Origin of the sequence: Bacteroides sp. MSSM.1001136sp1_RTP21357st2_D2_RTP21359_211015 (assembly GCF_040913205.1) — a bacterium.
Taxonomy (GTDB): Bacteria; Bacteroidota; Bacteroidia; order Bacteroidales; family Bacteroidaceae; genus Bacteroides; species Bacteroides ovatus.
Genome location: NZ_JBDFVF010000032.1, coordinates 19,608 through 44,908, shown reverse-complemented (window position 1 = coordinate 44,908; position 25,301 = coordinate 19,608). Strand labels below are relative to the sequence as shown.

Here is a 25,301-nt window from a genome sequence, read left to right as displayed (position 1 = left end):
GTTTATCTGAATCTTAATTCCTGTCCGCGATAAGTCTCGTCTATTTCTCCGTTGTTATATAACAGATGTCCGTTTACAAATGTTTTCTCTACTTTCCAGTCGAATGTGTGTCCCTCTAATGGGCTCCATTTACATTTGCTTAGAACACAATCGGTTGTTACAGTCCATTCGCTTCCGGGACGGACTAATACCAGGTCAGCCTGATAGCCTTTGCGAATGAATCCTCTGTTTTGTATCTCATACATCTGCGCAGGAGCATGAGCCATCTTTTCTACTACTTTTTCGATAGTAAACACTCCTTTTTCTGTCAACTCCAACATGCTGACGAGTGAGAACTGAATCATCGGCATTCCGGACATTGCTTTTAAGGCACCGCCTTCTTTTTCGCTAAGTAAATGTGGGGCATGATCTGTGGCAATAGCATCAATCAAACCGCTATTGACAGCCTCTCGCAAAGCTTTCCGGTCTTGCGCTGTCTTAATGGCAGGGTTGCATTTGATGCGGGTACCCAGTGTCTGATAGTCCTCTTCCGTAAAGAGCAGATGAGAAACACAGGCTTCTGCCGTGATCTTTTTTTGTACCAAAGGTACGTTAGAAAACAGGCTCAACTCTTTAGCTGTGGAAATATGCATGATGTGCAGGCGGGCGTTTGTCTCACGTGCCAACTGCACTGCCAGTTCGGATGAACGATAGCAAGCTTCTTCCGAACGAAGGAGCGGATGAAGAGCCAAAGGTACGTCGTCTCCGTATTCTTTCTTATATTTATCCGTGTTTTCTTTGATAATTCCCTGATCTTCGCAATGAGCAGCGATGAGCAGATCGGTTCCACCGAATATATTACGCAGACTGGCCATCCGGTCTACCAGCATATTGCCGGTGCTTGAACCCATAAATAACTTCACTCCACAAACCCGGTGTTTATCCAGTTGTGCAAACTGGGTATAGTTATTATTCGTTGCTCCGAAATAGCAGGAATAGTTGACTGCTGACTTTTCACCCAACAGAACAAATTTTTCCTCCAAAGCCTCCAATGTGGTAGTTTGCGGATTGGTATTGGGCATATCCATGATAGAGGTGACACCTCCTGCTGCCGCAGCACGACTTTCTGTGGTGATATCTGCCTTATGAGTCAGTCCGGGATCGCGGAAATGCACATGTTCGTCGATGGCACCCGGCAAAAGATAACACCCGGTTGCGTCTATTATCTCGTCGCAGGGGGCAGTTGCGTTTTCTTCACCAACCAATATTTCGGCTATCTTTTCATTCTCGATTACTACTGAACCCAGAACTTTTCTTCCTTCGTTGACAATAACGGCGTTTTGAATCAGTGTACGTTTCATTTCTTTTGTGGGAATTTATGGAACCAACTATTTACTTTTAATTTTATCACACCAAATATGGCTTCTCCAAAGATGCTGCTATTCATTTTAGAAGTCCCTAATTCACGATTAATAAAGATAACGGGAACCTCGATAATTTTGAAACCACACTTGTAAGCAGTGAATTTCATTTCAATCTGAAAGGCATATCCTTTAAAGCGAATATGATCTAAATCGATCGTTTCCAATACCTGACGGCGGTAGCAAACAAATCCGGCAGTGGTGTCATGTACAGGTATTCCGGTGATAAACCGCACATATTTAGAGGCGAAGTATGACATCAATACCCGTCCCATCGGCCAATTCACTACATTCACTCCGCTGACATAACGGGAACCGATGGATACATCTCCTCCTTGTTCCGAACAAGCCTGATACAAACGGGGTAAATCATTCGGATTATGACTGAAGTCTGCATCCATTTCAAAAATATACTCGTATGCGTGTTCCAGTGCCCATTTAAATCCGGTAATGTAGGCAGTACCCAGTCCCAGTTTTCCTTTACGTTCTATCATAAAAAGCTGTTCGGGAAATTCTTGTTGCAGTTTTCTTACGATGGCTGCCGTTCCGTCCGGAGAGCCGTCTTCTATGACCAGAATATGGAATACTTGGGGAAGGCCGAAAACGGCACGGATGATATTTTCTATGTTCTCCCGTTCATTATAGGTGGGGATAATTACAATGCTATCCGATGTCTGCATATAGATACTATAAAATTTAGAAACAAAAGTAGTTCTTTTTCCTTTAGTTATAGCTGAACTAAGGAAAATTTAACGTGTTTCATGCCCCATGCGGAATAAGACGGCAGATACCTTATTATAATACTTCTGTTCTTTGGGTGCATACTCCCAATCTTTTTTGTAATTTTGCGGGGAAATTTTATAGGTATGACAATAACTGAGTTGCAACAACAATATGCTGCCCATCCCAATATGGCAGTAATGAAGCGCTTGTTGAAGGACACTTCCGTTCAGACTGTTTTTTGCGGAGGACTGTGTGCATCCGCCGCTTCTCTTTTTTCTTCTGTACTGGTGCAAGAGGGTGGTTGCCCGTTTGTATTTATTTTAGGCGATCTTGAAGAAGCCGGATATTTCTATCACGACTTGACGCAGATATTGGGTACGGAAAGAGTGTTGTTCTTTCCATCTTCATTCCGTCGCTCCATCAAGTATGGACAAAAAGATGCGGCCAATGAGATTTTGCGTACAGAAGTACTTAGCCGCTTGCAAAAGGGGGAAGAGGGATTATGTATCGTTACGTACCCGGATGCATTGGCGGAGAAAGTGGTGTCGCGCAAGGAATTGAGTAATAAAACGCTGAAGCTGAATGTAGGAGAGAAAGTGGATACCACTTTCATCACCGATGTGTTGCATAGTTATGGTTTTGAATATGTAGACTACGTATATGAGCCGGGACAATATGCTGTTCGCGGTAGTATTATCGACGTTTTCTCTTTTGCTTCGGAATATCCTTATCGCATCGATTTCTTTGGTGATGAAGTGGAAAGTGTCCGTACCTTTGAAGTGGAATCTCAACTATCCCGTGAGAAGAAAGATGGAGTGTCTATCGTTCCCGATTTGGCGGTGACAGGAGATGTAACGACTTCTTTTCTGGATTTTATCCCGAAAGAGACTACTTTGGCAATGCGTGATTTTCTTTGGTTGCGCGAGCGAATCCAGGTGGTACACGATGAGGCGCTGACTCCACAGGCAATAGCCGTTCAGGAGGCCGAAGAGAATGGTGGCATTACATTGGAAGGGAAATTGATAGACGGCAGCGAGTTTACTGTGCGGGCACTTGATTTCCGCCGGTTGGAATTTGGTAATAAACCGACCGGAACGCCCAATGCCAGCGTTACTTTCAATACATCTGCCCAGCCTATTTTTCATAAGAATTTCGATCTGGTAGCTTCTTCTTTCAAGGATTATCTGGAAAAGGGCTATTCGCTTTATATCTGCAGTGACAGCATGAAGCAAACAGATCGTATCAAAGCGATTTTTGAGGATCGGGGTGATAAGATTAATTTTACTCCCGTAGAACGTACTATTCATGAAGGTTTTGTAGATAACACACTGCGGCTCTGTATCTTCACAGACCATCAGTTGTTTGATCGTTTTCATAAATATAATCTGAAAAGTGATAAAGCCCGTTCGGGAAAAGTGGCACTATCCTTGAAAGAACTGAATCAGTTCACTCCGGGAGACTATGTGGTGCATACGGATCATGGTATCGGACGTTTTTCCGGTTTGGTACGTATTCCGAACGGTGATACTACGCAAGAGGTTTTGAAACTGGTGTTTCAAAATGAAGATGTGGTGTTCGTTTCTATTCATTCCTTGCATAAGGTTTCCAAATATAAAGGTAAAGAAGGAGAGGCTCCCCGGCTTAACAAATTAGGTACAGGTGCATGGGAGAAACTGAAAGAACGTACGAAGAGTAAAATCAAGGACATTGCCCGCGATTTGATAAAATTGTATTCGCAGCGTCGTCAGGAAAAAGGTTTCTCTTACAGTCCCGATAGTTTCTTGCAGCGTGAGCTGGAAGCATCCTTTATTTATGAAGATACACCGGATCAGAGTAAGGCGACGATTGATGTCAAGGCAGATATGGAAAGTGACCGCCCGATGGACCGTCTAGTCTGTGGCGATGTAGGATTTGGAAAAACAGAAGTTGCGATTCGTGCGGCTTTCAAAGCTGTTGCCGATAATAAACAAGTAGCCGTTCTGGTTCCGACAACAGTACTTGCTTACCAGCATTTTCAGACTTTCCGTGAGCGTCTGAAAGGCTTGCCGTGTCGGGTGGAATATTTAAGCCGCGCACGTACTGCCGCACAGACCAAAGCTGTATTGAAGGGATTGAAAGATGGAGATGTCGGTATTCTGATAGGTACCCACCGTATCTTGGGAAAAGATGTCCAGTTTAAAGACTTGGGATTGTTGATTGTGGACGAAGAACAGAAATTCGGAGTCTCTGTCAAAGAAAAGCTGCGCCAGTTGAAAGTGAATGTGGATACACTGACTATGACTGCTACTCCAATTCCCCGTACCCTTCAATTTTCATTGATGGGTGCACGCGACTTGAGTGTGATTTCTACTCCGCCACCCAACCGCTATCCGATTCAGACCGAAGTGCATACTTTTAATGAAGAAGTGATAACGGATGCCATCAATTTTGAGATGAGCCGCAATGGTCAAGTCTTCTTTGTCAATAACCGGATTGCGAACTTGCCGGAATTGAAAGCGATGATCGAACGTCATATCCCGGATTGCCGTGTAGCGATTGGACATGGACAGATGGAACCGACAGAGCTGGAGAAGATTATTCTGGATTTTGTCAACTACGACTATGATGTACTCTTGGCAACTACAATCATTGAAAGTGGTATTGATATTCCGAATGCCAACACTATCATTATCAATCAGGCGCAAAACTTTGGATTGAGTGATCTCCATCAGATGCGTGGACGGGTAGGACGTAGTAATAAAAAAGCTTTTTGTTATTTGTTGGCTCCTCCGTTAGGTAGTTTGACAGCCGAAGGAAGACGACGTCTTCAAGCAATTGAAAACTTTAGTGATTTGGGAAGTGGTATTCATATCGCCATGCAGGATTTGGATATTCGTGGAGCCGGAAATCTGCTTGGAGCCGAACAAAGCGGATTTGTTGCTGATTTGGGATATGAGACATATCAGAAAATTCTTACTGAAGCTGTCCATGAGTTAAAGACAGACGAGTTTGCTGAACTGTATGCGGATGAAATCAAGGGCGAAGGACAAATTAGTGGAGAAGAGTTTGTAGACGAGTGTCAGGTAGAAAGCGACCTCGAACTATTGTTACCTGCCAACTACGTAACAGGCAGCAGCGAACGTATGTTGCTCTATCGTGAACTGGATGGACTGACATTGGACAAAGATGTGGAAGCTTTCCGTGCTCGCCTGGAAGACCGCTTCGGACCAGTTCCCCGGGAAACGGAAGAACTACTCCGTATTGTGCCTCTACGCCGTCTTGCAGCCCGTTTGGGTGCAGAGAAAATCTTCCTGAAAGGTGGGCGGATGACCTTGTTTTTTGTTTCCAATCCGGATAGTCCGTTCTATCAAAGTAAGGCTTTTGGTAAAGTGATAGACTATATGATGAAATATACTCGTCGTTGTGATTTGCGTGAACAGAACGGCAGACGGAGTATGCTGATTAAGGATGTTACTAATGTGGAAACGGCGGTCAGTGTGTTGCAGGAGATTGTGGCTTTGCCGGTAAAGGAAGCATAAATGAGTTGAAGATGCTATCATTGGCAACAACTCATTACTATGTAGCTTTTATTTCTTTCTCTTACCTATATTATTTTCTCGATTGCCTAATGAGTTTTCGTTTGACAGTTGTTGAACTAACGCCCGACAATAGTTGAACTATCGTTTGACTATTCTCAAACGAAAACTTACTAGGTAATCAAATACATATCAATTGGAGAGCGCTAACTTAAAAGTAGCCAATAAGATCACAAGTTATAATTGATTCATAATCATGCCTTATGCTTGATTTATAATTTATTTCATTCTATCTTTTTCCTTTCCCTCTTTCCATGTCCTTTCCTTTTCCATATAACTTGTCTATCAAATCTGAACGTCCGATACGTCTCAACTCATTGATGATGTTTTTTCGTTCTTCCGGTTTATACCAAAAAAAGAACTGTCGTTGTGCAAGTTTCTCCCGTTGGGTTTTGGCACTGAATATCGGTTCTAGCGTGTATGGATGGAATCCGCTATACCAGGCTTCAGTAGCCACTGTCATCGGAGTAGGAGTGAAGTCCTGCACTTGCTCCAGATGGAAGTCCAGACGTTTAGTGATAACGGCAAGTTCCGCCATGTCTTCTTCATTGCATCCGGGATGCGAAGAGATAAAATACGGAATCAGTTGTTGACGCAGATTTTCTTCCCGGTTAATGCGGTCGAATATCTTTTTGAATGTTTCAAATTGCTCAAAAGAAGGTTTGCGCATTATAGATAATACCCGGTCACTGGTATGCTCCGGAGCCACTTTTAACCGGCCACTCACGTGATTGACTATCAATTCACGGGTATATTCGGCAGTGCTACGGTTGGTAGTTTCATCTTTGCTTTGATGAAGTAACAGGTCATAGCGTACTCCGCTACCGATAAACGATTTTTTTATTCCGGGCAAGGCATCTACTGCACGGTAAATATCCAGTAAGGGGCGATGGTCGGTATTTAGATTCGGGCAAACTTTCGGATGGATACATGACGGTCGTTTGCACTTCTTGCAAATAGCTTCGTCTTTTCCTTTCATCTGATACATATTAGCGGAAGGACCGCCCAAATCACTTAAATATCCCTTGAAATCGGGTAACTGAATAACTTCTTTTACCTCTTTCAGTATAGACTCTTTGCTTCGGCTGACAATAAACTTTCCCTGATGGGCGGAAATGGTACAGAATGCACAGCCACCAAAACATCCTCGGTGAATGTTGATGGAAAATTTAATCATATCGTATGCCGGAATCCGTTTCCCTTTGTATTTTGGATGAGGCAGGCGGGTATATGGTAAATCAAACGAATGATCGAGGTCTTTCTGGCTCATCGGAGGATAGGGAGGATTGACTACGACTATCTTATTTCCTACTGCTTGTGTGATTCGTGAAGCCGAATATTTGTTGGATTCTTCTTCGATATGTCGGAAATTACTAGCCTGTTTCTTTTTATCTGCCAGACATTCTTCGTGTGAATAAAGTTGAAGATCGTCTTCGGCAGATATCCATTCTGTTGCACGACAAAGATAGGCTGTCTGGGGCACAGATCCGATAATTGTTCTAAATTTGCTGCTTGTCAGTACAGGTTCTTCAGTGGTGAGCAGGCTTTTCATATTTTTCACCAGGTCTGCAAGAGGCTTTTCTCCCATTCCGTAGATGAGCAGATCTGCTCCGCTGTCGCACAAAATACTCTTTTGTACTTTGTCCTGCCAATAATCGTAATGACTCAATCGCCTTAAGCTAGCTTCGATTCCTCCAATGACTACCGGAACATCCGGAAAAAGTTTCTTTAGTATCTGGCTGTAAACTGTAGAAGGATAGTCCGGGCGCATATCCGGTCGGCCGTCCGGAGTATAAGCATCTTCACTGCGTAGGCGTTTGTTGGCGGTATATTTATTAACCATTGAGTCCATGCATCCGCCGGAGATACCGAAGAATAGCCGTGGACGTCCCAACTTCTTGAAGTCGCGCAGGTCGTCACGCCAGTTAGGTTGGGGAACGATGGCTATTTTCAAACCTTCCGCTTCGAGAATGCGTCCGATAACGGCAGCACCAAAAGAAGGATGATCCACATAAGCATCAGCACTGAATAGAACGACATCCAATTCATTCCATCCGCGAAGTTCTACTTCTTTTTTGGTAGTGGGTAACCAGTCGGTCAATTGATATTCTTTCATGCTGCAAAGATACGGATAATAAAAAACATCCCAATGATTTTTTTATTCATTGAGATGTTTAACTTCAATCATCAGGATGTTTTCTTCCAATCATTGGAGTGTTTTCTTAAAACTTCCCGTTGATTGTGAACTGTAATGTCATTTGTTCTCCGTCATAGATTTCACGGAAGCCGATACCTTGCTCGGACAGATATTCCTTTAGATCCTGAAACGCATCAGCATGGTTCATGATAATCTCTATCGTTTCACCCGGAGAGGCAGTGCACATCGCTTTTATTGCAGGAATCAGCGGACTGTATGCTGTTATTCCGCAGGTATCTACCGTAATCATTATTCCTCCTCTTCTTCCGCTTCCGGACTGGAGAGCCAGGTAAGATAAAGCTTGATGAGCTGTTGCAAGCCGAATGCCTTCATATTATTGTGATAAATCACGTCGATACAAAGGTCCAGCAAGTCTTTACTGTCTTCCTCCTGACTGGCGATAAGGGAGCGGATATTAAGTTTCAACTTATCCAGAACTGCTTCATCTACAATACCGGTACTGTCGATAAGATGACGGAACAGAGCATATTTTTCAATCGTTCTCAAGTTTTCATTAGATACTTCTATGCTGCGTGTACCGCTGGGATTTGCTTGTATAGTATACATTGTATTTTAGTTTTAAAGGTTATTATAGTAGCAAAGATAGAATTTAAAATGAGAAACGGATTAAAAAAAAGGATATTTTTTATTTTTGAGTAAAGAATCCCAAGATGCCTGCCATAATGGTTGCCCGGTCTGCTTCGGACTGGATACTTTCAAAAGGAAAGCCCAATACAAAAGTACGGTAGTTTCCTTTGTAGGCAATACCTGCACTCTGATTGCCGGGTGCATACGTAAATACGGGGAAGGCAGTATCTACGGGAACAATACAATCGGCAGCAGGTACAGCATAACTGCTTTCATTAGGCAGACGTGGGATTGTAATAGTACGGCCCAATCCTTTAATCTGATTCGAACTCTTATCCGTCAGGCTACCTTGATAACCATATTTCAGTATTTTCTCTGTAAACTCCCGGTTTCCTTGTGTTCCACTCATATCACTTCCTACATAAGCACCACTGACAAACAGGTTACCTCCCGCTTGGCAATAACTGGTCATAATCCGTTGCATAGCCGAAGAGAATGTCTTGTAATATGCTTTACTTGCAGGATCTTCTTTTTCCAGTCCCAAAATATAATCTACTACTGGATAATCTTCTAATGTAACCAACCCGTTCTCTACTGCTTCGTCGCTGCATGATACGAAACTATATTTTCCGGCTGCCTGAATTGCTTTTCCGTGAATAAAAGGATAGTCGAACGTGTTTCCTGCAATTTTCATTCCTTCTAATTCGTTTCCGCTATGTCCCAGACTTCCTTTTCCTTCTTTACCGGCTTGTGTACGGTCGAAGCCGGTTTGTGCTCCGCAAAATGAAATATTCGATATATACGGAACGCCGGGATCTTGCATTAGATCGAATCCAGCTTTATCAGAAGTGTTAACGACCGCCGGACCGCTGATTCTGTCAAAGCCATTGATGATGATTACTTTTCCCTGTTCACGTTTGGCTTTATAAGCGGAGAGGATTTCAGAAGGAAAACTTTCCCCACCCCGGTTTACAGCAGTTACTTTGAATGAATAAACAAGTCCCGGTTCTATCTTAACGGTGTGGGACGTTTTGCTGACTAAAGTGCCATTGTCAAAACCTCCATAACCGATGCGGGTATATACAATGTATTCCCGTGGTCGTGCAGTCGGTTCTTGCGGATCGTCTTCGCCTTTCCATGAAAGTTCTAATGTATTCTTTTTCTTTCCGAATTGAATGGCGAAATTGCTCACAGGTAGAGGCTGAACTATGTATTCTTTATCATGCTGGTTGGTAATGAACTGCAAAATACCTTTGTAAATGGCACGCCCCACTGTAAACTTGAAGTTCGGATCATGTCCTAACTGCATATCTGCGAAGTTCTGGTGGGAGAGTAATTCAATAATCGTAGAAGGTGTAGCCGGAAGACGTGTTTCGCTATAATTCCGGTTCCACATGCTGCGGCGTATCCAAGGCAAGCTATAGCTTGAATAAATATCTTTCTGAATTTGTGTCAGCAGAATGTCTGCCAGATCACGTGAGGCATACCGGTCTGTTCCTGCATTCAGTTTGCCATTATTGAAATCTGTGGTGTAAATGCCGAGTGATCCAATCAGTTCGTCTGTTTTGCTACATCCGGCGTCACTGTGCAATGCCATCGTCATTTCCAAAGGTACGCCCAGACCCGACTGTTGTGGGTTATAGACGGAACTGCCCGATAAATAATTGATAACGTTAGAGCGTGTGTTGATATCGTCTGTATAGTCGTTTTCACCTTTTCGTCCGGCATATACTTCGTATGGCATTCCCGCCCATTGAGCAGAGTAGCGTGCTCCTTCCAAGTAACGCGGTAGCCCGCTGATTTTTCCTCCACGGGCAATGTTTCCCATTCCCCCTCCAAAACGTACTGCATCGGCGCATACAACCCCATGTTCGCTGCTCTCGTTACTAAGTACCACCATGCCGTAGTCGTTGCTCCCTTTATCGAATTCAAAAGTTCCGAGGTAAACCCATGTGCCTCCACCTATTTTCTGATTAACTTTAAATTCGGTTACTCCTCCGTTATGGAATACCAGATATTTGGCGTCGCTTACACTGTTGGGCAATGTTTGGTAGGAAACATAAACTGCATACTTGCCTGTTGCCGGTAGAGTAGGCACCCATTCGGCAAATACCTGGTCTTTATTCTTCTTTTTCTTTCTCTCTGTCGGAATAAAACGACAGGTTCCGTCAGTGAAAGGATTTTCTCCATCTTTATAGATTGTTTTCTTCTGAGCAAATCCTCTTACCGGAGCATTTGCCCAATTAATCTTTTTACCCCCCATTTCCAAATAAAGGGAAGCATTGGGGGTATCATTATCTACAATGATTTCATTCTTTTGTGTATCTCGTTCGCGGGGAGTATAGACAATCGCTCCTGCATTTTCCAGCATTGGAATTACATAAGGAAGGACAAAAGATTGAGTGAACATGTCTTCTGTGGTGCAGAATAATCGGGGACGTTGCCATCCCCATTCGTTTTTATCATTTTTGAAATAGTTGCCGTGGCTTTGCCAGATTGCAATGTGGCGGTCTTGTAGTCCGCGTGAGATTTCATTAGGACGTGAAGTGTTTTTCACCCAGGGAGCTCCTTTATAATCTACATTTAAGGATAACCGCTCCTTATCCTTTTTCTTATTCCGGTAGAAATTAGGTACCAAATCTTCAATGGGTTTCCCATCCGCATAAATGGTGAGTTGGTAATAATGAACGGGACCCGGAAGCAATTCTTTAACTTGATTATAAATGTTTTCTACAGTTTCCGGACGGAAAGGCTGGTAGGCGAAACTCTCCGATGCATAGATTGCAATCGTCTTACGGTCGTAATTAATATCGAAGCTATTCAGTTTAGGAGTGCTGATTTTGGCTGTTGCGGTATATTGGTTGAAGTAATCCGTCAGCCGCTCTTTTACATTTCTTTCAATATCCTGCGCAAAAAGAAAAGTTGCACAGAATGTAAGGCCTAGAAAAAATACTATTATTTTCTTCATACTTGTTGCTTTTTTGCTAAATGCAGATTATCACGGATTATCGCAGATTGTTTTATTCTATTTTTCTTTGCGAAAATCTGCGTTAATCCGCGTTTAATTTTCCCCGCAAAAATAAACAAAAAAGAGCGAGAAGTATCGAAACTTCCCACTCTTCTTTCATTGTTTTATATTCTCTTAATTAAGAATGATTACTCTTATAATGGAACATATTCTACAAATGCTTCCATTGCTTCGTAAGAAGCCAATCCCAATTGATCGTACAAAGTAGCTGTACCACGGTTACGATCTTCGCTACGTTGCCAGAACAAACGTTCGTCGTTACCCAGGAACGGAGCACTTTCCATTTGCGACTGATGTTTCAGGATAGAGTTACGTTTTGCACGAAGTTCTTCCGGACTGATAGGCACTGCCATTTCAATATTCTCGATTTCCCATTCAGCCCACGCACCACGGTACATCCAGATACGACAGTCTTTTAGCCATTTGGCACCTTCTTCTTTTTCAAGATCGACAGCAGCAAATACAGCGTCTGTACATACACGGTGAGTTCCATGTGGGTCGGCTAAATCACCAGCAACAAAAATCTGGTGAGGTTTTATTTCACGGAGCAAGTTGCGTACAATTTCTACGTCTGCTTCACTGATTGGGTTTTTCTGAATCTTACCTGTTTCATAGAATGGCAGATCGAGGAAGTGGCAACGTTCCAGCGGTATATTATTATAAGTACAAGCTGTACGGGCTTCACCACGACGAATCAGACCTTTGATAGTCAGAATATCACGACTGTCCATATCACCGTCTTTCTTCTCCTTCAGGAAATTGCGTATTTCTATATATTTTTCATTGATAACCAAATCTTCGCTATTATTGAAGAGCTGATTGAATCCATTGATAAAATGCATGAAACGAACTACTTCTTCGTCACCTACGGCGATATTACCGGAAGTTTCGTAAGCTACGTGTACTTCGTGCTTTTGTTCTACCAAACGGCGAAGCGTACCACCCATTGAAATAACATCATCATCCGGATGCGGAGAGAAGATGACCACACGTTTCGGATACGGTTTTGCGCGTTCCGGACGATAGGTATCATCAGCATTAGGCTTACCGCCCGGCCATCCGGTAATGGTGTGCTGCAAATCATTGAAGATTTTGATATTTACATTGTACGCAGAACCGTAAAGTGCCAGAAGTTCACTCAAACCGTTTTCGTTATAGTCTTTATTTGTCAACTTCAAAATCGGTTTGCCGGTCAACTGACACAACCAAACGATTGCACTGCGGATTAATTTATCATTCCATTCGCAAGAAGTGACTAACCATGGACGTTGGATACGTGTCAGGTTCATAGCGGCTGAAAGATCAAGAGCTACATGTGCATTATTGTGAGTTTGCAGATAAGAAGCAGGAATTGTGTCAGTGATCGGACCTTCCACACACTCTTTAATCATAGCTGCTTTGTTTTCACCCCATGCAAGCAGATAAACTTTCTTTGCGCCAAGAATAGTAGCTACTCCCATTGTAATGGAGCTGATCGGCGTATTATCCAGCGTTCCGAAAATCTTGGATGCCTCGTTTCGTGATGCATTATCTAACAAAATCAGACGAGTGGTAGAATTCAGTCGGGAACCCGGTTCGTTGAACGCAATGTTACCTACACGACCAATCCCTAACAAAGCAATATCAATACCTCCGAAGCTTTCAATGCGTTGTTCATACAGACGGCAATATTCGAAGATGGTATCTTTGGCAATGCTTCCATCGGGAGTGAATATATTCTGCTTGTCAATGTCGATGTGATCCAGCAGCATACTCTTCAAAGCATTGAAGTTACTGTTGATTGCATCGGGAGACAACGGATAATACTCATACATATTAAATACGATCACATTGCGGAAGCTAAGTCCCTCTTCCTTATGCATACGGATAAGCTCGGTATATACGTGGCTGGGTGAATCTCCTCCGGGAAGAGCCAATACACAGAAACGTCCTGCCTTTTGTTTCTCGCGGATGGTTTGTGCTATTTCGCGCGCAATATAGTTAGCACCTTCTTCTACGGATTCGTAGATGTCCGTAGGGATTTTTTCGAGTCTTGTCAAGACTGATTTTTCAAATGCATTCTCCGGTCTGTAGTATCTGGGGGAGACCCGGTGGAGACTGATTTGAGAACTAAGATTTGTTTTCATAAAGTTGTTAATTAAGTTATGTAAGATTAGCGTCCTTACGACTGTATTTTCACGACAAAGATACAAAAGAAGTCTATATAATTAACTACCGAGTTCTAGGTATTGTTGCTGCAAGAATCTGTTTTTAACATTTGTTATTTTGCCAATGTTACAGATGGAATTCGTCTGCATCTTTCCATACCGGGAACTTCTCTCTGAATTGGTTGAGAGTGTTCAGATTAAGACTCACAGTAGCTATTCCTTCCTTTTCATCTGGAAATGAGCCGATTTCTTCTCCGAAAGCAGAATAAACTCTACTTCCTCCATTATATGTAAGCTGATATCCGTCTATACCCACCCTGTTGACACCGCATACATAGCATTGATTTTCCAAAGCACGCGCCCGGAGCAGAGTGTCCCAAACCAGACGGCGGGGGATAGGCCAGTTGGCTACATATATTAAAAGGTCGTACTCGTTGTTTACGTTCCGGCTCCATACAGGAAAACGGAGATCATAGCAAACCAACAGGCAGATATTCCATCCACGATAGGGGATGATAAGTCGTTTGTCACCGACCGAAAAATGTTCGGCTTCCCTTCCCATACGAAACAGGTGACGTTTGTCATAATAGAATTCTTCTCCTTCCGGTGTCAGGAAGAAGGCCCGATTATAGAACTGGTCGTTTTCAGTTGCTATATAACTTCCACAAATGGCTAGCTGAAATTGGGCAGCCCATTGTTTGAGTATTGTAATGGTTGCTCCGGAGTTCGGCTCTGCCAGCATTTTACTCTGCATGCTGAATCCGGTGGAAAACATCTCCGGTAAAACAACAATCTCCGTTATTCCACGAAGACTTTGCAGCTTTTCGTGGAGCAAACGGAGATTTTCTTGTTTATTTTCCCAAACAATATCGGTTTGTATGATAGAAATACGGATAGACTCCATGATAACTAAGTATTAAGTAATAAGTATTAAGTATTAAGCCGTGCGGATAAGTATATCAAAAGCTACGATTAATACTTAATACCTAATACTTAAATCATATTTCTCCAAGAGCAAAATTCTCCGGATGTTTTCCTTTGAAATCCTTGAAATAAAGTTTGATTTCTCTCATGTCCTTATTAATATCTCCTGACGGCATGATAGCTTTCGTTGCCGAAATCGTTTTCTTGCTGTAATCAATACCAATCAGGACGATAGGAACCTGTGCTTTCAAAGCTATAAAATAAAAACCTTTTTTCCAGTTTGGATTCGCTTTGCGGGTTCCTTCGGGAGTGATAGCCAAATTAAACTTTTTATATTTAGCAAAATTATGAACCATCTGATCTACTAGCGAAGTTTTTCGGCTACGGTCGACGGGAATTCCGCCAACTGCTTTGAAAAAAACTCCAAGTGGAAAGAAAAACCATTCTTTTTTCATCATGAAACTTGTCTTACGGCCTATAGCACCATAAAATAGTTTTCCAATAAATAAATCAAGGTTTGTTGTGTGTGGAGCGGCACATATCACGCATTTATCATAATTAGGCACCGTAACGTTTGTCTTCCATCCTAACAGGCGGTAATAGATAAAGCTATAAATTGCTTTTTTCATTCTGTTGTTAGTTCAATTTCCCTATAGCTTCAATAATCTCGTTTACCTTTGCATTAAAATCAGCACGGAATTTCTTATAAAAACCTTTCACGTTGCCCGGTTCTGTGTGGCTGATGCGAGTGACAAACTCATCCTGCATCTTCAGTACCTCTGCCATCAGTTCATCTGCTTTTACCTTGTCTGTGCCAGGGATAAACATACTGTTGATTAAACACTCGGTGAATAATTCTCCTGCGATATAGTTTACGTTCTTTTTGAGTTCTCTTCTACTTGCCATAATCTTTACATTTAATGGTGAATAATAAAAATACTTGCGGTAAAGATAGGCACTTTCTTTGATTCTAGCGAATAATATAGGGAAAAACATTATTCAGGCCTTCATCTTCTTAACTCTATCTCTTCATTTAAATAATTTCACAGGCTATTATTGATGGAATAACGGTTTGATTGTGATCCTGAATAGTATTTATATGATTTACTTGTTAATCTGCGTTTCAATAAATTCCTATTTAGTTCATTTCGGATCACTAATGAATAATTTATTTAGTTCAACAGTTGATAGGGTAAGTCACTTACTTAACCAATGTTGGTTATGTATGAGCCAAATGTTATTTTTAGTGAAGCGGTAGCCCGAGAAATAATATAGAATTTACCTAACGGACAAACGTACGTTATCTACCGTGTGAATATCCGTTACCCACCGGACGAGCATCAACAACCTGCCGGACGAGAGTCGGTCATCTGCCGGACGAACAACTCATGAGGGACACGGGAATAGAAACGGCACCGACAAAGTGATCCGGACCGACAGCGGTAGCAACCAAAGCCATTTTCTCTGCCCTATATTATTGCTATTATTTATAACAGAAATAATACTTTTCTCTTCTCTACTTTACTCTACTGGTTTTCGTTGGCTTTTCCCCCTTTACTGGCAGGCGTTTCAGCGCTTTGTACAGCCCTCTTTGGATACCCTCGTTTTTGTATCGGTTTCACTTGTTTTCTCACCGAAGTACAAGAATAACTTTCACGTGAATGACGGTGTTTCTCTTATTTTTCTTTTTTATAATAGCTGCAATCATAAAGTAGGTTATTTTTGTTCTTTCTCTTAATTTATTGTATAATCTAAAATAACTAATGATGCAAAAAATTAATAAAAATGGATTTAGCCAATGTGCCGGAGCGTACATTGAGCGTTTGCGGAAAGAAGGGCGATATTCTACCGCTCATGTTTATAAGAATGCTCTTTTTTCTTTTAGTAAGTTTTGTGGAACATTGAACATATCGTTCAGGCAAGTCACGCGAGAATGTTTACGTTGCTATGGACAGCATCTTTACGAGTCCGGATTAAAGCTCAATACGATTTCTACTTATATGCGTATGCTTCGTAGTATCTACAATCGGGGAGTAGAAGCGGGAAGTGCCCCTTATGTTCCCCGGTTGTTTCATGATGTTTATACAGGCGTGGATATCCGGCAAAAGAAAGCATTGTCTGTGACCGAGTTACACAAACTTCTATATGAGGATCCGAAATCCGAACGTTTGCGTCGTACGCAGACGATTGCCGCTTTAATGTTTCAGTTTTGTGGAATGTCATTCGCAGATTTGGCGCATTTAGAGAAGTCGGCTTTAGACCGGAATGTGCTTCAATATAATCGTATCAAGACTAAAACACCAATGAGCCTGGAAATTCTCGAAAGTGCAAAGGAGATGATGAATCAGCTTCGAAGCAATAAACCTGCTCTTCCTGATTGTCCCGACTATTTATTCGATATTTTACATAGTGATAAGAAGCGAAAAGATGAAAAAGCATATAAGGAATATCAGTCTGCTCTTCGTAGATTTAATAATTGTTTGAAGGATTTGGCGAGAGCGTTGCGCTTAAATTCGCCTGTCACTTCATATACTTTCCGACATTCTTGGGCCACTACTGCCAAATACCGCGGAGTTTCTATTGAAATGATAAGTGAATCGTTGGGGCACAAATCTATTAAAACCACACAAATATATCTGAAAGGCTTTGGATTAAGAGAACGTACAGAAGTAAATAGAAAGAATTTATCTTACGTTAGAGATTGCAATGCAGGCAGGTGATATATAGACAAAACTTTAATAATCAGCATTTAAATGTATCTGTTACTTCTTAGGTAACGGAATCAAATATGACGCAAAGATAGACAAAAATATAAATAGCAAACAAATATTCTCCCATTTTTTTTCGTTTTATCTGATGCATACGGCAAAAAAAAATCCGAACATGAAATAATTATATCTTCATGCCCAATGATTTATATGTCCTGTTTTAAAAAGAATTTTCCCCTTCGCTAAAGGCAAAAGCTCTTCTCTCACTGTAATTGTCGATGTTTTTCTCTGTTCTCATTCCGGTTGGTCTCGATTGTGTGTTTACTGTTACCTAAGAAGTAACAGAATTATATAAGGTAAAAATAGTGGATTAATCAAAAAAGTTTTGAGAATATCTCTATTTAAAAGTATAACATACAAATAAAGATGAAACAAACTAAAGCGGCTTTTAGGAATAAGCCATTTATTTCGTTAAAAGGTAGTATTCTATTTCTGATACTCATTCCGATGAGCGGTCTGATTCATGCGCAATATTCCATGGGAACAACGGGGCAGTTGATGATACCTACCGCTGAAATGCAAGAGACCGGTACATTTACGGGAGGAGTCAATTTCTTACCAGAACAGGTTACTCCATCGGTTTTCAGTTTCCCTACCATGAACTATTTTGTAGATATGACTCTTTTCTCTTTTATCGAATTCACTTATCGGATGACATTACTCAAAATGACAACCGGCACAGGCAGAACGGGTTATCATAATCAGGACCGTTCTAATACGATTCGCATTCGTCCAATAAAAGAAAGCCGCTATTTTCCGGCTGTTGTGATTGGTGGAGATGATCTTTTGACTGAGAAGAAGACTCCATATTGGGGAGCTTATTATGGTGTGTTGACAAAGACTATCGGATTTCGTTCAGGAGATCAATTGGCTGTCACAGCCGGATGGTATATTCATCAAGGCGATTGCCGGGTATTTAATAAAGGACCTTTCGGAGGTGTCCGTTACACGCCTTCTTTTTGCAAAGAATTGAAATTGATGGTGGAATATGATACGCATGGATGGAATATGGGGGCTGCCATGCGCTTTTGGAAGCATTTGTCCGTCAATGTGTTTACTCGTGAATTTACGTGTGTTTCCGCTGGTCTGCGGTATGAATGTACATTAATACATTAAAAGAAGATGAAAAGGATTGTTAGTGTGACTGCTGTTTTTCTCTGTGGTATTTCTTTGTTACAGGCACAGCCAGTTCGTGTGAGTGAGACACTGAAAGAATTGGAAATGGAGAATATTTCAGTTGTGGAGAAAAGGGACACGATAACTGCAGCTTTTGAGACCTCTGCCTATAGAGGTATTTATAATGGAATCGGTATTGCTATACGCCATTTGGTTGCTATACCGGAAATACCGACTTTGCAGCTACTTATATTAGATAATGCCCTACCACAATTATGTATAACTATCCCTGCAGATTTGATTCAAAAATGTCAGTCCGGTGAATGTACGTTGGATGAAGTGTATCGTAAGATGGGGATGACTACTTCTACCGGAACTGCTGTGCGTCAGCTGAAAGGTGTAAAACGAAAAGAAAGTTCTTTCGGTAAGGTAGATTTTGTGATATATCCCAACGTGATGTTAGTCAATAATGTAACTTATAAGTTGTATAAGGCGGCACTCGAGTTGCAACCTGCCCTGGAAATGCAATTATGGAAAGGAGCTTCGCTACGGATGCAGGTTTCTTTGCCTATTGTAAGTAATGAAGATGGTAAGTGGAACTGCGTTCGCTTGGGATTCATGGCTTTGCGTCAGGATTTTCGCTTGGCTAACCATTGGAAAGGATACCTCACTGGCGGTAGTTTCTCTAATGACCGTCAGGGACTTGCTGCAGGAATCGGCTATTTTTCAGCAAACGGCAGGTGGACGGTAGAAGGTGGAGGAGGAATTACCGGTTCTTCCCATTTCTATGGCAGTGACTGGAAAATGAGTAAGTGGAAAAGAGTCAATGGACAGATTAGCGTAGGATATTATGTGCCGGAAGTGAATACCTTGGTGAAAGTAGAAGGGGCCCGCTTTATTTATGGAGATTATGGAGTACGCGGAACTCTTTCACGCTATTTCGGCGAATATATTGTAGGTATATATGGTATGTACACAGATGGAGCAACGAATGCAGGGTTTAATTTCTCTATTCCATTACCGGGAAAGAAACGCAGGCGACATCTGCTACGGGTGATGCTTCCCGAATATTTTGCTTTTCAGTATGATATGCGTAGCGGGAATGAATACGCTCATCGTTCATTGGGCGAAAGTTATAGTGTTGAACCTAAGTCGGCAGAGAATTCACACTTCTGGCAGCCGGATTATATTCGATATTATTTGATTAGAACGAGTGAGAAGTGAAACATGATTGATATTTAAACTAGTATTTTTAACAAATTTGAACATTATGAAAAGTGTAAAATGGTTTTATGTGGGTGCCATGGCGATAGCCTTGGGTATGTTAACTTTTGCGACAGTAGCCTGTCACGATGATGATGACGATCCGAAACCGGCAGAAGGGGAAGTTGTTGAAACTCCGAAACCGGTTGTAGAGTATTACATTATGGGGACGGTGACTTCCGGAGGAGCAGCAATGGATGGGGCAAAGGTAAAAGTGGGTAGTAAAAATTACACAACCGACTCGAATGGTAAGTTCTCTGTTACAGAAAGTGCTACAGGTACTTATAGTATTGAAGCGTCTTCTAATGGATATCTTTCACAGAAAACGTCAGTTGTCATTGCAAATAATGCAGAGAATCGTAGTGTGGTAACGGTAGCTCTGGCTTTGACAAAGGAGAGTCCGAAAACTGCTGTGTCAATAGAGGCTACAGGAGAAACTAAAGTAGAGGATAATAGTGAATCGAATCAGGCAATTGAAAAGCCGGGAGAAGTTGCTCCGGAAGAAGTGGTAGAGGATAAACCGCTCGTGAAAGTCGAACTGACAATACCGGAAGATGCAATTGAGGCATCTCAACAACAAGCAGGAATTGTTGAAGATGGTAAAGTCAACATTAGTGTGACAACCTTTGTTCCTGCTCCTGAAGAAGTAACTACTGAAGTAAAGGCAGAGGACGTGAATAGAGATGTACCTAAAAGCATACCTTTAGCTGCTGCTAAATTTGAACCGTCTGGTTTGAAATTTAAGAAGTCTGTTACGATTTCTATTCCTAATCCTATCCCTGGAATAACATTCGCTGATGCTGATATGATACTTACTTATCAGAATCCAAATACAGGAGAATGGGGGGATGCAAAAGATAATAATGGAAATGTAATTAAAAATATATCTTCTACTACAGAAAGTGGAGCTGTCACTGCATATACAGCCGAAGTCGATCACTTCTCTGCTTATGCTATAGAGAATAAAGTATATAGCAAGATTAGTAATGAAACTGTGACAACTAATATTCTAGGACAAGCTAGTCGTGATAATAGCGAGAATGCTAAAGCGGTGGCTGGCATTGAACTGAAATATAAGGAAAAGTCTGGTTGGGACTATGATAAGAATGATGCTGGTCTTGTTGCTGAAGTTAAATCGCAATTAGGAGCTGGTGCTAGTGCTGAAGATACAAAAACGGTGAATGCAATGGTTGCTTTTATGAAAACTCGTATGTTCTCATTAATGGGATCGGTATCTGGCATTACGGAAACTGAACGTGTTTATAACACTGTAAATGTAAACGGATATACTACCATGAGTTATACTTGCTATGCAAAAGTCCGTACTACCACGTTGACGGCTAATGTAAAGTTTAAGGGTACTGCAAAGTCTGTTTCGATTACAGCAACTCGTTATACCGGTACGGACCATCAATATAAAACGGTTACTTATAATCCGACACATAGCGGTGGTAAGGGTGGTAGTATCTAAGATGTTTTATAGTAAGGGGCTTAGATTCATTTGTAGCATTGAATCCCTGCCTTAGTCGATTAGAAAAAAGTACAGAGGTACTTCTTTACCTAATTGGCCCCATGCATCAGATTTTATTTTGATGCACATTTCCCCAAATATCAACTGTCTGTGAAGATCGTTGATATGACTTTGATACCGTTTGTCAAGTTGATGGCAGTATAATAAGTTTTTAATTATTCATTTTAAGATAAAACCCTTTTGAATATGCTCCTTTTCCAATAAACCCTTTGGGGCATGTTCATATAGAGTATAGAAGGAGGAGGTCACTGTGAAGCGGTCTCCTCTTTTGCTTTTCGAAAATACTGTATTACATTAGAAGTAATACCCTAAATTCACAAAGCAACTTCCTTTGTCCGTCTGATTGGAATATCCCAATGATATTTCCAATGGCCCGAAGATACTGTCCATTCCATAGCCTGCACTGATACCGAATAATTGCTTGCCTTTCAATATATCGAAGAAATTACTATCTGTTAGTCCGTAGTTACCCGTCAGTGTAAGATAATGAATGGCTCCCATGCGTTGTCTGAACTTAATAGATGCAATCATAATGGTGTTATCCATCAATTCCAGATTGGTAACCCCGGCAAATGGTAATTGCTGTGGAATATAGAAACCAGGTACGTCACCGCCAATGGCATTTTGCAGCGGGTAGGGAAAATCTCTTCCGATCAGGATACGTCCATAAATGGAAGGAATGATAGAGAAACGGCGGGTTACAGGAATGACGCTTGCCCACGAAGCATTCAGTGCTGAAAATGGAGCGTGTTCGTTGTATTGTGCCATATTATCCGTATAGAGTGAATAGGCGGCTCTGAAGTCACTTCCTTTAGAAGGGAAACGTCCTTTATCATAGGTATTATATTGCACTTGGGCAAAATAACTTAGAAAGTGTTCGGATTCTACTTTCAGGTCGGAAATTTCAGGTTTCTTGAACAAGAAATCTTTGTATTTGTAATATTCAAAACGAAGACCGAGTCCGAAACGGAAATTCTTGTACCATACATCAGAGAAGCCGAATTCGGCCAGATGATATTTGTAAGTTGTATTATAGGCACGGTCGCCTTCCTCGTAAATATTGATATCATTGTATTGGAACATATACGAGAAGTTGAAATTACGCTGTTGCATTGGTTCCAGCGTATAGTCTATGCGGGCAGCATATCGTTTACCCAACCGACCGGTAAGAGCCAGGCGGGAAGGAATACGAGTTTTGAGGTCTGCTGTTGCATTGACCAACAAAGATGCGATCTCTTCCGAATCGAAACGGATGCCCAGGTTGATTCTTCTTTCATATTTTTCCTGTAACAGGAAGTTGAGGTGATAACCTTCAGGTGTCTCTTTCAACGTATAACTGGCACTGGAGTAGGACTGACTGCCACGTAACTGATACAGGGCCTGTTCTATTTGTTGAGTGGAAATATCGCTGTTTTCTTTCAGATTACATTTCTTCATCAACCATTTTTTATCATCCACCTCTACACCGGAAAATGAGATGTCCGTCACATAAACCGTACGCGCATTAGAAAGAGAAGAATAAGGACCATGTTGTTTCGGGGTATAATCTTCGGCTATTCCTATTTTCTTTTTCAAAGCAAGCAATGAACCCCATTGGGCTTTTGCTGCTTCTTCGCCTCTACGCATCAGGGTATCAATGGCGGCTGGAGTAAAACTGGCGGATGAATATCCATCTACATTGACACGGATATAGGTATCTGTGAGATCTACATTTTTTTCATGGTTAGACTGACAGGTGATATCTACAATTTGTCCCAGAATGTCGGGGACGCTATTGAGCTTGTCAGCCTTCTTCAGAGCATTCTGTACGTCTACTCCGATAATAATATCGGCCCCCATGGCTTTCACAACATCTGCCGGATAGTTGTTTACAATGCCACCGTCCACTAATACCATACTGTCTTGCCGTACCGGAGTAAATACACCGGGGATAGCCATACTGGCACGCATGGCAGTAGAGAGTATTCCGTCATGGAATACAATTTGTTCTCCATTAACAACATTGGCTGCTACACAGGCAAAAGGAATGGGAAGTTTATTAAAGTCGATAGAGTCATGATACCCTACGGTAAGGTCTGAAAATAGATTAGCCAGATTCTGTCCTTTCATGATTCCTCCGGTAGCGGCATCTTTGGGAGTTTTGGTGAAAGGAATAGAGACTGTATATTTTTCAGATCGCTCACGATCTGTTAATGACATGGCACTTCTTTTGATACGGTCACTCAATAGGAATGTCCAATCTTGTTTTCGTACCATGCTATCCAATTGTTCCGGAGTATAACCGATGGCATAAAGACCGCCTACGATAGCTCCCATGCTGGTGCCGGCTATATAATCAATAGGAATTCCGGCTTCTTCGATCACTTGCAGTGCTTTGATGTGTGCCATTCCTTTAGCACCGCCGCCGCTTAGAACGACACCTACCTTTTTTCTTTGTTCCTGAGAATGCAAAGAAAAAGGCAATAAGATGCCAATTGATAAAACTAATGTTGAAAAGATTTGTTTTTTCATTAGGACATGGTCTAGTATTGATGTTTAATATAATACAAATGTAGAGCATAATTTGTTTAGTTGTTGAAATGGGAATTAAAAAAAATGTTCCAAAAGTCGGAAATGTGGATAATTTCTACATTTTATCTGGTGGATTCTACATTTCTACATTTCTTAAGGCAAAATATAATAGACTGAATACCAGTAAATAATAGGTGTAATGAATTTTGGCATACTAATTGCAAGAAAGAGTATAGAACAAACATAAGTTAAATTAAATAATAAGATTCGATATGAGATTATTCTTTTCGAAACATGAGTTGAAACTGAGGAGAAAGAGAACCATTGCTGCTATTATATGTGTGGTACTTGTGTTGGGTGTGTATTGGATACTGACCCGACCTCAGAAGGCTGCGCCGGAAATGCCGACAGTCATTGTAGAACCGGTAGTGAAAGATGATGTAGAGATATACGGGGAGTATGTAGGGCGTATTCGTGCCCAACAGTTCGTCGAAGTCCGTGCCCGGGTGGAAGGCTATCTGGAAAATATGCTTTTTGCCGAAGGTACATATGTCAATAAGAATCAGGTTTTGTTTGTCATTAATCAGGACCAGTATCGTGCCAAAGCTGATAAGGCCAGAGCGCAGTTGAAAAAAGACGAAGCGCAGGCTTTGAAGGCGGAGCGTGATTTAAAACGTATCCGTCCGTTGTTTGAGCAGAATGCTGCAAGCCAGTTGGATTTGGATAATGCGGAAGCTGCTTATGAAAGTGCTGAGGCAACGGTAGCCATGAGTGAGGCGGATTTGGCACAGGCTGAATTGGAGCTGGGCTACACCATTGTCCGTTCGCCTTTGTCGGGACACATTAGTGAAAGAAATGTGGATTTGGGTACGTTAGTGGGACCCGGGGGAAAATCATTGCTTGCTACTATTGTGAAGAGTGATACGGTGTTGGTTGATTTTAGTATGACGGCACTCGATTATCTGAAGAGTAAAGAAAGAAATATTAATTTGGGACAGCAGGATTCTACCCGTTCCTGGCAGCCCAATATTACCATAACATTGGCAGATAACACAGTCTATCCATTCAAAGGATACGTGGATTTTGCCGAACCCCAGGTGGATCCTCAAACCGGCACTTTCTCTGTACGTGCAGAAATGCCTAATCCGAAACAAGTATTGTTGCCGGGACAGTTTACAAAGGTGAAATTGTTGCTGGATGTTCGTGAAGGAGCACTCGTTGTTCCAATGAAAGCCGTTACCATCGAAAAGGGTGGAGCATATATTTATACCATGCGCAGGGATAATGCAGTAGAGAAACGTTTTATCGAATTAGGACCGGAAGTCGGGAATAATGTGGTGGTAGAAAGAGGATTGGCAGAAGGAGAAATGGTAGTTGTAGAAGGGTTCCATAAGTTGACTCCGGGTATGAAAGTACGGGTGAGCCAACCGGATGCAGAAGCCCAGGATAGTATAACTGCGACAAAAAATGAAGTGGCCGGGGCGAAAGAAAATGTTACCGGAACGAAGGATAACGCGAAAGGAGAATAAA

At 41.7% G+C, this 25,301-nt stretch carries 17 protein-coding genes; 6 read left to right on the top strand and 11 right to left on the bottom strand.

Translation table 11 applies throughout. The features are described 5' to 3' along the window. Nucleotides 1-2: 2 nt before the first annotated feature. A complete protein-coding gene (locus AB5217_RS18875; RefSeq protein ID WP_042994289.1) occupies nt 3-1,340 on the bottom strand; it encodes a dihydroorotase in 1,338 nt (445 codons plus the stop codon). Then, nucleotides 1,337-2,080, bottom strand: coding sequence for a polyprenol monophosphomannose synthase (locus tag AB5217_RS18870; protein ID WP_004306020.1), 744 nt, complete (start codon nt 2,078-2,080; stop codon nt 1,337-1,339). Before AB5217_RS18870 ends, AB5217_RS18875 begins: the two co-directional genes overlap by 4 nt. Before the next feature lie 186 nt (nt 2,081-2,266). On the opposite strand from AB5217_RS18870, the gene mfd reads away from it, so the two are divergent. Then, on the top strand, nt 2,267-5,641 hold the full coding sequence (gene mfd, locus AB5217_RS18865) for a transcription-repair coupling factor (protein ID WP_008774907.1): 3,375 nt from the start codon (nt 2,267-2,269) through the stop codon (nt 5,639-5,641). A gap of 286 nt (nt 5,642-5,927) precedes the next feature. On the opposite strand, the gene AB5217_RS18860 is transcribed toward mfd, so the two are convergent. The 8 genes from AB5217_RS18860 to AB5217_RS18825 all read right to left on the bottom strand — a co-directional run bounded on the left by AB5217_RS18860 (nt 5,928) and on the right by AB5217_RS18825 (nt 15,488). Then, on the bottom strand, nt 5,928-7,814 hold the full coding sequence (locus tag AB5217_RS18860; RefSeq protein WP_032843728.1) for a YgiQ family radical SAM protein: 1,887 nt from the start codon (nt 7,812-7,814) through the stop codon (nt 5,928-5,930). Between the two features lie 106 nt (nt 7,815-7,920). Further along, entirely contained in the window at nt 7,921-8,145 is a 225-nt protein-coding gene (locus AB5217_RS18855) for a sulfurtransferase TusA family protein (protein WP_004306023.1), read from the bottom strand. Beyond that, a complete protein-coding gene (locus AB5217_RS18850; protein ID WP_004297365.1) occupies nt 8,145-8,462 on the bottom strand; it encodes a hypothetical protein in 318 nt (105 codons plus the stop codon). The genes AB5217_RS18855 and AB5217_RS18850 overlap by 1 nt, the downstream gene beginning before the upstream one ends. 79 nt (nt 8,463-8,541) lie before the next feature. Beyond that, nucleotides 8,542-11,451, bottom strand: a complete 2,910-nt coding sequence (locus AB5217_RS18845) for a xanthan lyase (protein WP_032843725.1) — start codon at nt 11,449-11,451, stop codon at nt 8,542-8,544. 194 nt (nt 11,452-11,645) lie between these two features. After that, nucleotides 11,646-13,637 (bottom strand): glucosamine-6-phosphate deaminase, encoded by a 1,992-nt coding sequence (locus tag AB5217_RS18840; RefSeq protein WP_004297369.1) that lies wholly within the window; start codon nt 13,635-13,637, stop codon nt 11,646-11,648. 148 nt (nt 13,638-13,785) lie between these two features. Continuing rightward, nucleotides 13,786-14,562: an amidohydrolase gene (locus tag AB5217_RS18835; RefSeq protein WP_004297370.1), complete on the bottom strand. Its 777-nt coding sequence runs from the start codon at nt 14,560-14,562 to the stop codon at nt 13,786-13,788. 94 nt (nt 14,563-14,656) lie between these two features. Next, nucleotides 14,657-15,211 carry a 1-acyl-sn-glycerol-3-phosphate acyltransferase gene (locus tag AB5217_RS18830; protein WP_004312020.1) on the bottom strand — a complete coding sequence of 185 codons (555 nt, stop codon included), beginning with the start codon at nt 15,209-15,211 and terminating at the stop codon, nt 14,657-14,659. Between the two features lie 7 nt (nt 15,212-15,218). After that, entirely contained in the window at nt 15,219-15,488 is a 270-nt protein-coding gene (locus tag AB5217_RS18825; RefSeq protein ID WP_004306027.1) for a hypothetical protein, read from the bottom strand. Nucleotides 15,489-16,348: 860 nt separating this feature from the next. Between AB5217_RS18825 and AB5217_RS18820 the strand changes: the two genes are divergently transcribed. From AB5217_RS18820 to AB5217_RS18805, 4 genes are all read left to right on the top strand, one after another. Continuing rightward, nucleotides 16,349-17,302 carry a tyrosine-type DNA invertase cluster 3b gene (locus tag AB5217_RS18820; protein WP_004312018.1) on the top strand — a complete coding sequence of 318 codons (954 nt, stop codon included), beginning with the start codon at nt 16,349-16,351 and terminating at the stop codon, nt 17,300-17,302. A 414-nt stretch (nt 17,303-17,716) separates the two neighbouring features. Further along, complete coding sequence (locus AB5217_RS18815) at nt 17,717-18,466, top strand: YjbH domain-containing protein (RefSeq protein WP_004297375.1); 750 nt, start codon at nt 17,717-17,719, stop codon at nt 18,464-18,466. A 6-nt stretch (nt 18,467-18,472) separates the two neighbouring features. Further along, nucleotides 18,473-19,690, top strand: coding sequence for a hypothetical protein (locus AB5217_RS18810; RefSeq protein WP_004312016.1), 1,218 nt, complete (start codon nt 18,473-18,475; stop codon nt 19,688-19,690). Nucleotides 19,691-19,736: 46 nt separating this feature from the next. Beyond that, nucleotides 19,737-21,200 (top strand): carboxypeptidase-like regulatory domain-containing protein, encoded by a 1,464-nt coding sequence (locus AB5217_RS18805; RefSeq protein WP_004297377.1) that lies wholly within the window; start codon nt 19,737-19,739, stop codon nt 21,198-21,200. Nucleotides 21,201-21,554: 354 nt separating this feature from the next. On the opposite strand, the gene AB5217_RS18800 is transcribed toward AB5217_RS18805, so the two are convergent. Next, nucleotides 21,555-23,771 (bottom strand): patatin-like phospholipase family protein, encoded by a 2,217-nt coding sequence (locus tag AB5217_RS18800; protein WP_004297378.1) that lies wholly within the window; start codon nt 23,769-23,771, stop codon nt 21,555-21,557. Nucleotides 23,772-24,043: 272 nt separating this feature from the next. On the opposite strand from AB5217_RS18800, the gene AB5217_RS18795 reads away from it, so the two are divergent. After that, nucleotides 24,044-25,300 (top strand): efflux RND transporter periplasmic adaptor subunit, encoded by a 1,257-nt coding sequence (locus AB5217_RS18795; RefSeq protein ID WP_004297379.1) that lies wholly within the window; start codon nt 24,044-24,046, stop codon nt 25,298-25,300. Nucleotide 25,301 lies beyond the last annotated feature (1 nt).